Source organism: Cupriavidus sp. IDO (assembly GCF_000812465.1).
GTDB lineage: Bacteria > Pseudomonadota > Gammaproteobacteria > Burkholderiales > Burkholderiaceae > Cupriavidus.
Map to the genome: position 1 here is coordinate 1 of NZ_JWMA01000111.1, position 6828 is coordinate 6828.

Here is a 6828-nt window from a genome sequence, read left to right on the forward strand (position 1 = left end):
CAGTACGAGCACCAGGGGCATCCGTATTACGCCAGCGCGCGGCTGTGGGACGACGGCGTGATCGACCCCGCGCAGACCCGCACCGTGCTGGGGCTGGGCCTGTCGGCCAGCCTCAATGCGCCGATCGGCGACATGAAGTTCGGCGTGTTCCGCATGTAAGGACGATCGCCGGCTCATCGACATGCGCAGTCCTGCTCTCGCCTTCGCCCGCCTGGCCGCCGCGCCGGTGCTTGCCCTGCTGCTGGCCATCCAGGCCGCGACGCAGGCCGAGCCTGCCGTTGCCGCGCCTGCACCGCATGCAACCAGGGCGAAGTTCTCCGAGCAGGTCGTACTGATGCCGAAGGCTGCCTCCCCGTTCCGCGTCGAGCTGGAGGCGACCATCTTCAAGCCTGCCGGCGACGGGCCATTTCCGCTGGTGGTGATCAACCATGGCAAGGCGCCAGGGCGGCCGGCCTTTCAGGGACGCGCGCGCTTCCCCGCACAGAGCGCGGAATTCCTGCGGCGCGGCTATGTCGTGGTGCTGCCGATGCGACAGGGTTTCGCGCGCTCGGGCGGCGCCTATATTGGCGGCAGCTGCAATGTCGAGAGCAATGGCCTGCAGCAGGCTGACGATGTGATTGCCGCGCTGGACTACATGGTTGACCAGCCCTACGTGGACAAGGACCGCATCGTGGTCATCGGACAGTCGCACGGCGGCCTGACCACCATGGCGTTTGCGACGCGCGATTATCCGGGCGTGCTGGGCGTGGTCAATTTCGCGGGCGGGCTGCGCAACGAGAACTGCGTCAACTGGGAAGGCAACCTCGTCGACGCCTTCGGCGCCTACGGCAAGATGGCCCGCTATCCGTCGCTATGGGTGTACGGCGACAACGACAGCTACTGGCCGGTGCCGATGCCCAACCGCATGTTCAACGCTTACAAGGCGCAGGCCGCCGGCCCCGCGGCCAATGCGCGCATGGTCGACGTGGGCGAGTTCGGCAGCGACTCGCATCGCCTGTTCAGCAACCGCGAAGGCATTCCGATCTGGCTTCCCGAAGTCGGCGCGTTCTTCCGTTCGCTGGGACTGCCATTCGAGGGCGGCTCCTGAGCCCTCTCGTCACTACCTGCTTCACCGATTCAGACTTCCGCAACCGGAGCGCAACATGGATTTCACCACTCTCACCGTCAACGTTGCCAGCCACGTCGCCACGATCACGCTGAACCGGCCCGATGTGCGCAACGCCTTCAACGAAACCGTCATCGCCGAACTGACCGGTGCCTTCCGTGCGCTGGGCGACACACCCGAGGTGCGCGCGATCGTGCTGGCGGGCAATGGTCCCGCCTTCTGCGCCGGCGCCGACCTGAACTGGATGAAGAAGATGGCCGGCTACTCCGACGACGAGAACCGCGCCGACGCGCTGACGCTGGCGCAGATGCTGCACACCATCTGGTCGTGCCCGCGCCCAGTGATCGCCCGCATCCAGGGCGACACCTATGCCGGCGGCATGGGCCTGGTGGCGGCCTGCGACATCGCCGTGGCGGCCGAGCACGCGCACTTCTGCCTGTCCGAAGCGCGCCTGGGCCTGCTGCCCGCCACCATCAGCCCCTACGTGATCCGCGCGATGGGCGAGCAGGCGGCACGCCGCTACTTCATCACCGCCGAGCGTTTCGATGCGGCCGAGGCGCTGCGGCTCGGCTTCGTGCATGCGGTGGTGCCGGCCGAAGGCCTCGACGCCAAGGTCACCGAAATTGCCACCGCGCTGGTTGCCAACAGCCCGAACGCCGTGCGCGAGAGCAAGCGCCTGGTGCAGGACGTGGCCGGCCGGGTGATCGACAACGACCTGCTGGCTGATACCGCCGACCGCATCGCGAAGATCCGGGCGTCGGAAGAAGGGCGCGAAGGGGTGCGCTCGTTCCTCGAAAAGCGCACACCGTCGTGGCGGCCTGCATAAATGTGGCGAGCGCGCGGGAAATTACCGCTGCCGATGCGTGGAGATAGCGGCACGCGGACGACAAGCACAGGCTTTTTCCCGGCTTTCTCGCATAAATCCGCGTAACGCGCACTCAACGTTCAAAACTGGCCTTCATTGCCAAGCCCGCCAGGACCTTCCTAACATGAGCCTCCCCAATCCGTCCGCCACTGTCGCACTGCCCGGCCTTGCCCGCGGCGGCGCGCGCGCGGACGGCCAACAAAGGAGGACTCCCTTGGAACATCAGTCCATACCTGGCGCCCCCGGCGATGACACGCTCGGCCAGCGTAGCCGGCGAGCGGTCTGGCACCCGTGCACGCGGCTGCGCCCCGACGACGATGGCGTGCCGCTTGCCATTGCGCGCGGCGAAGGCCCGTGGCTTTACGATGCCGACGGCCACCGCTATTTCGATGCCACCAGCTCGTGGTGGGTCAACCTGTTCGGCCACGCCAATCCGCACATCAATGCGGCGCTGGCACGCCAGCTCGAGACGCTCGGGCATGTCATGCTCGCCGGCTGCACCCATGCGCCGGCGGTGGAGCTGGCCGAGCGGCTCTCCGCGCTGACCGGCGGGGCGCTGGGCAACGTCTTCTACGCATCGGACGGCGCGTCTGCCGTGGAGATCGCGCTGAAGATGAGCTTCCACTACTGGCGCAACACCGGCCTGCCGGCCAAGCGCGAGTTCGTCTGCCTGCAGCATGGCTATCACGGCGAGACCGTAGGCGCGCTGGGCGTGACCGACGTGGAAATCTTCCGCGACGCCTACGATCCGCTGATCCGCCGCGCGCATGTCGTGATGTCGCCCGACGCGCGCCAGGCCGCACCGGGTGAATCGGCTGCCGATGTGGCAACGCGCGCGCTGGCGGAGCTCGAAGCGCTTCTGCGCGAGCGCGCCGGCCAGATCGCCGCGCTGATCGTCGAGCCGCTGGTGCAGGGCGCCGCCGGCATGGCGATGTATGACGCGAGCTATCTCGATGGCGCACGCGCCCTGTGCGACCGCTACCGTGTCCACCTGATTGCGGACGAAATCGCGGTCGGCTGCGGACGCACCGGCACTTTCTTTGCCTGGGAGCAGGCGCGCGGCGGCGATGCGCCGCTGCCCGCGCACCTGTGGCCCGACTTCCTGTGCCTGTCCAAGGGCATCAGCGGTGGATACCTGCCGCTCTCGCTGGTGCTGTCGCGCCCGGATATCCAGCGCGCCTTCGTCGCCGACGACCTGGCGCGCAGCTTCCTGCATTCGCATTCCTACACCGGCAATCCGCTTGCCTGCCGCGCCGCGCTTGCCACGCTCGATCTGTTCGCGCAGGACGACGTGATCGTGCGCAACCGGGAACGCGCGCAGTGGCTGGCCGAGGCCATGTCCGGCCTTGCCGCGGATGCCCGCCTGCAGCGCGTGCGCCAGCGCGGCCTGATCTGGGCCGCCGATGTGCGTGGCGACGTGGCTGGCGCGGAGTTCGCCTCGCGCTTCCATCACGCCGCCCGCGCGCGTGAACTGCTGGTGCGCCCGATCGGCAACACGCTCTACGTGATGCCGCCCTACGTTTTTGATGCTGCGCAGGCCCGCTGGCTGGCCGGCCAGCTACAGGCCACGCTCGACGATGTGACGGGCCCGGTTAGTGAGGAGGTGCGCCATGCTGCTTGAACAACTGAAGCTTGCCGCCGAAGAGCGCCACGCCCGCGCGCTGACGCGCCGGCGCCGCATCGCCCATACTGCGTGCGCACCGCACCAGGCCGTGGGCGAAGCGGATGAGGCGCGGGCCGAATCGTTGCTCACTTTCTGCAGCAACGACTACCTCGGGCTCGCCAACCATCCGGACGTGATCGCCGCGTTTGCTGAAGGCGCGCATCGCTATGGCGCGGGCAGCGGTGCATCGCACCTGGTCAGCGGCCATTCGCTCGCGCATGCGCAGCTGGAAACGGAGCTGGCGCGCTGGTTCGCGCCTTACATCCCGCACGCGCGCACGCTGTATTTCTGCACCGGCTATATGGCCAACATGGCCGTGCTGACGGCGCTGGGCACGGCAGGCGCCACGCTGTTCTGCGAAACGCTCAACCATGCCTCGCTGATCGATGGTGCGCGGCTGGCGCGCGCCGATGTGCAGCGCTACCCCCATGGCGCCACCGGCGCACTTGACACGCTGCTGGCCGCCAGCACCAGCCCGCTCAAGCTGATCGTGACCGACAGCGTGTTCAGCATGGATGGCGACATGGCCCCGCTGAAGGCGCTACTGGCACTGGCCGAGCGCCACGACGCGTGGATCATCGTCGATGACGCGCATGGCTTCGGCGTGCTGGGTGAGTCCGGCCATGGCGTGCTGGAGGCGCTGGGGCTGGCCTCGGAGCGTTTCATCTACATCGGCACGCTGGGCAAGGCGGCTGGCGTCGCCGGTGCGTTCGTGGCGGCGCACGAGACCATCATCGAGCACCTGGTCAACACCGCGCGGCCGTATATCTACACCACGGCGGCGCCGCCGGCGGCGGCGCACGCACTGCTGACCAGCCTGGCGATCATCGAAGGGGAAGAGGGCCGGCAACGGCGTGCGCACCTGGCGCACCTGATCGCACTGCTGCGTGGCGGCCTGTCGCAACTGGCCGCCACGGCGGGCTGGGTGCTGGGCGACAGCGATACCGCGATCCAGCCGCTGATCGTCGGCGACAATGGCGCGGCGCTGGCGCTGTCGGCCATGCTGGAAGCCGATGGCATCCGCGTGGGCGCGATTCGTCCGCCCACCGTGCCGGAAGGCACAGCGCGGCTGCGCATCACGCTCTCCGCATCGCACAGCGAAGCCGACGTGCACCGCTTGCTTGGCGTGCTGGCAGACGCGTTCGCGCGCAGGGAGGCCGCATGACACTCCCAAGCAACTTCGCCTGCTTCGTCACCGGCACCGATACTGGCGTGGGCAAGACCCACGCCAGCGCCACGCTGCTGCATGCGCTGAGCGCGGCCGGCTACAGCACCGCGGGCATGAAGCCGGTCGCCAGCGGCAGTGAATGGCGCGATGGCCTGTGGCACAACGACGACGTCGCGCAACTGCGCGCCGCCAGTTCGGTTACGGTGCCGCTCGGGCAGACCTGCCCGTTCCTGCTGCGCACGCCATGCTCGCCGCACCTGGCTGCCGCGCACGAAGGCGTGCGGATCACGCGCGCGCCGATTCGTGAAGCGTTCGAAGCGCTGCGCCGCCAGGCCGACGCCGTAGTGGTGGAAGGCGTGGGCGGCTTTCACGTTCCGCTCGACGCTGGCGCGGTCCGCTGGAGCACGGCCGATCTTGCGTTGATGCTGGACCTGCCGGTCATCATGGTGGTGGGCATCCGGCTTGGCTGCCTGAACCATGCCGTGCTGACCGCCGAAGCCATTCGCGCGCGCGGCCTCACGCTGGCCGGCTGGATCGCCAACCGGGTCGACCCCGACATGCTGCTCGCCGACGAGAACATCGCCACGCTGCACGCGTCGCTGGAGGCGCGGTGCCTGGGCGAACTGCCGTGGCAACTGGCGCCCGCCGCTGCCGCCGCGCGGCTCGACCTCGCGCCGCTGCTCGCTACCAATACCCAAGCCGAGGCTGCCGGCCTCGCTGCCTGAACCAGAATTCGCATCGATCATGACTCAAGCTCAAACCGTTACCACCGTTTCCGTCGACTCCCTGCGCCAGACCGCGCGCCAGCATGCCCTGCCCGAAGACGCCGCCTGGCGCGTCGACGACGTCGCCGCGCTGTTCGCGCTGCCGTTCAACGACCTGCTGTTCCGCGCCCAGCAAGTGCATCGCGAGCATTTCGATGCCAACACCGTGCAGCTCTCCACGCTGCTCTCGATCAAGACCGGCGGCTGCGAAGAGGATTGCGGCTACTGCCCGCAAAGCGCGCACCACGACGCCGGCGTGAAGGCCGAGAAGCTGATGGCGCTGGATGAGGTGCTCGACGCCGCGCGCGCGGCCAAGGCCAACGGCGCCACGCGCTTCTGCATGGGCGCCGCCTGGCGCAGCCCCAAGGACCGTCACCTCGAGCCGGTGATGGACATGGTGCGCGAAGTCAAGGCGATGGGCATGGAGACCTGCGTCACGCTGGGCATGCTCAAGGCCGAGCAGGCGCAGCAGCTCAAGGACGCCGGGCTGGACTACTACAACCACAACCTGGATACGTCCCCCGAGTTCTACGGCAAGATCATCACCACGCGCACCTACCAGGACCGCCTGGACACCATCGGCCACGTGCGCGACGCGGGCATCAACGTCTGCTGCGGTGGCATCGTCGGCATGGGCGAGTCGCGTGAGGCGCGCGCCGGCCTGATCGCGCAGCTGGCCAATATGGACCCGTATCCCGAGTCGGTGCCCATCAACAACCTGGTGCAGGTCGAGGGCACGCCGCTGGCCGGCACCGAGGCGCTGGACCCGTTCGAGTTCGTCCGCACCATCGCCGTGGCACGCATCACCATGCCGCGCGCGATGGTGCGCCTGTCCGCCGGCCGCGAAGCCATGGACGAAGCGTTGCAGGCGCTGTGCTTCATGGCCGGCGCCAATTCCATTTTCTACGGCGAAAAGCTGCTGACCACCGGCAACCCGCAGGCCGACCGCGATCGCGCCCTGCTGGCCCGCCTCGACATCCGCGCAGAGGGCTACGCGGGATGACGAGGTAAGGAAGCCCCCGGTGAACAGCTGGCTCGCCGTCCTATCGAAAAACCAGGAGGAGCCATGTTCAACAAGATACTGATCGCCAACCGCGGTGAAATCGCCTGCCGCGTGGCCGCCACCTGCCGCCGGCTGGGCATCCGCACCGTCGCGGTGTATTCGGATGCCGACGCCGACGCGCGCCACGTCGCGTTCTGCGACGAGGCCGTCCATATCGGTGGCCCGGCCGCGCGCGACAGCTACCTGCGCGCCGACCACAT

At 68.4% G+C, this 6828-nt stretch carries 7 protein-coding genes; all 7 read left to right on the forward strand.

The window, feature by feature from the left end:
* Positions 1-181: 181 nt before the first annotated feature.
* The gene (locus tag RM96_RS26650) at positions 182-1087 is read left to right on the forward strand and encodes a dienelactone hydrolase family protein (protein ID WP_039014745.1); all 906 of its coding nucleotides are present in this window, start codon (positions 182-184) and stop codon (positions 1085-1087) included.
* Positions 1088-1142: 55 nt separating this feature from the next.
* Positions 1143-1931, forward strand: a complete 789-nt coding sequence (locus RM96_RS26655; protein WP_039014746.1) for an enoyl-CoA hydratase/isomerase family protein — start codon at positions 1143-1145, stop codon at positions 1929-1931.
* A gap of 253 nt (positions 1932-2184) precedes the next feature.
* Entirely contained in the window at positions 2185-3591 is a 1407-nt protein-coding gene (bioA, locus tag RM96_RS26660; RefSeq protein WP_039014747.1) for an adenosylmethionine--8-amino-7-oxononanoate transaminase, read from the forward strand.
* Entirely contained in the window at positions 3581-4798 is a 1218-nt protein-coding gene (gene bioF / locus RM96_RS26665; RefSeq protein ID WP_039014748.1) for an 8-amino-7-oxononanoate synthase, read from the forward strand. The genes bioA and bioF overlap by 11 nt, the downstream gene beginning before the upstream one ends.
* Entirely contained in the window at positions 4795-5526 is a 732-nt protein-coding gene (gene bioD / locus RM96_RS26670) for a dethiobiotin synthase (protein WP_039014749.1), read from the forward strand. Before bioF ends, bioD begins: the two co-directional genes overlap by 4 nt.
* Before the next feature lie 19 nt (positions 5527-5545).
* The gene (gene bioB, locus RM96_RS26675) at positions 5546-6568 is read left to right on the forward strand and encodes a biotin synthase BioB (protein ID WP_039014750.1); all 1023 of its coding nucleotides are present in this window, start codon (positions 5546-5548) and stop codon (positions 6566-6568) included.
* 63 nt (positions 6569-6631) lie between these two features.
* A partial coding sequence (locus RM96_RS26680) for a biotin carboxylase N-terminal domain-containing protein (RefSeq protein ID WP_039014751.1) occupies positions 6632-6828 on the forward strand: 197 nt, incomplete at its 3' end.